This window comes from Microcystis sp. LE19-84.1B, from assembly GCF_027531875.1.
Taxonomy (GTDB): Bacteria; Cyanobacteriota; Cyanobacteriia; order Cyanobacteriales; family Microcystaceae; genus Microcystis; species Microcystis panniformis.
In genome coordinates, this window is the sequence record NZ_JAPZSR010000017.1 from 1 (window position 1) to 1724 (window position 1724).

Sequence of the window (1724 nt, forward strand, 5' to 3'; positions counted from 1 at the left end):
TGACAATCCGATGCTCTACAGGTTAACTTAAAATAAGTTGTTTGAGGTCGATAAACAATGATTGTCTTAGAAATGAAAGCCGTGGTCAAACCAAGTCAGTGTTCTGCCATTGATGAAGCTATTCGTACAGTACAATTCATCCGTAATAAGGCTTTAAGGCTTTGGATGGATGCTAAGAGAGAAGACAAAATCGATAAATATTCTCTCAATAAATATTGTGCAGTTCTCGCTAAACAGTTCAAGTTTGTCGATACTCTAAATTCTACTGCTAGACAAGCATCGGCTGAACGGGCATGGTCAGCTATTGCTCGTTTCTATGACAATTGTAAGAAAAAGGTTAAAGGTAAAAAAGGTTATCCCAAGTTTCAGAAAAATAATCGTTCTGTGGAATATAAAAACTCTGGGTGGAAACTATCTGATGATAGAAAGAAAATAACTTTCACAGACAAGAAAAACATTGGCACGGTTAAACTAAAAGGAACCAGAGACCTAAACTTTTACCCTCTAGACCAAATTAAACGAGTTAGGATTGTTAAACGAGCAGATGGTTATTATGTCCAATTCTGTCTTAGCGTTGATATTCGGGAATATGCTAAACCCCTAGAACCAACAAAAAGATGTGTAGGATTGGATGTAGGTTTAAAAGTTTTCTACGCTAACAGTGATGGGGAAACAGTAGAAATACCGCAATACTATCGCAAGGCAGAAAAAAGATTAAACCGACTGAATCGGAAAAAATCTAAAAAGTTTATAAAAGGTCAACCCCAATCAAACAACTACCAAAAAGCTAGAAACAGATATGCTAGAAAGCATTTAAGAGTAAGTAGGCAACGTAAAGGCTTTGTCGAAAAAGAGGCATTGCGCGTCATTAAATCTAACGATTTCATCGCTTACGAAAACTTAAATATTCAAAGCATGGTAAAAAACTCTAAACTAGCTAAATCTATTAATGATGTGGCTTGGTCAACTTTTCGACAATGGTTAGAATATTTTGGTTTTAAATATGGTAAGGCTACAGTAGCAGTACCACCCCATAACACGAGTCAAAATTGCTCTAATTGTGGTCAAAAAGTCCCTAAATCTCTATCTACAAGAACCCATGTTTGTCCCCATTGTGGCTATGTAGAAGATAGAGATATTAACGCCGCTATCAACATTCTCAAAAAGGGACTAAGTACCGTGGGACACACGGAAACTAATACGCTTGGGGAGAGATTCCCTCTGGTTTGGTTGGATACGTCCTGCCAGATTAAGGAAACTCAGTGAACCAAGAATCCCTCGCTTAAGCGCGATGGGAGTGTCAACAGATCGCTTTTAATCTGGCTATGGAAATCTTTGAACTGTCTAAAAAGTTTCCTGGGTCGGAAAAATATTCATTAATTGACCAAATTCGACGTTCTTCTCGTTCTGTCTGTGCTAATTTAGCGGAGGCATGGCGTAGAAGACGATATAAGGGTTCATTTTTGCTGAGATTAAATGATGCGGAAGCAGAAGCGGCAGAAAGCCAAGTTTGGTTAAAATTTGCTGTTAAATGCCAATATTTAGATATTGAGACTGGTAGAAAACTTTATGGTCAGTATAATAACCCACATTCCGCACCCTAGTCGTTGAAATCAAAAGTTGCTCTAGCCCTTGTATAGTAAGACTTTTAGCGATTACTAAGAATTATGAAGTGTCACACTCTAGTCAGCGATCGCCAGCTTAATGAGAGTTTCTCTCAATAA

The 1724-nt window shown here is 37.8% G+C and carries 2 protein-coding genes; both read left to right on the forward strand.

What is annotated here, in order from left to right; genetic code table 11:
• Positions 1–57: 57 nt before the first annotated feature.
• Complete coding sequence (locus tag O9324_RS00730) at positions 58–1266, forward strand: RNA-guided endonuclease InsQ/TnpB family protein (protein ID WP_288139224.1); 1209 nt, start codon at positions 58–60, stop codon at positions 1264–1266.
• A 41-nt stretch (positions 1267–1307) separates the two neighbouring features.
• Entirely contained in the window at positions 1308–1604 is a 297-nt protein-coding gene (locus O9324_RS00735; RefSeq protein ID WP_288139225.1) for a four helix bundle protein, read from the forward strand.
• Positions 1605–1724 lie beyond the last annotated feature (120 nt).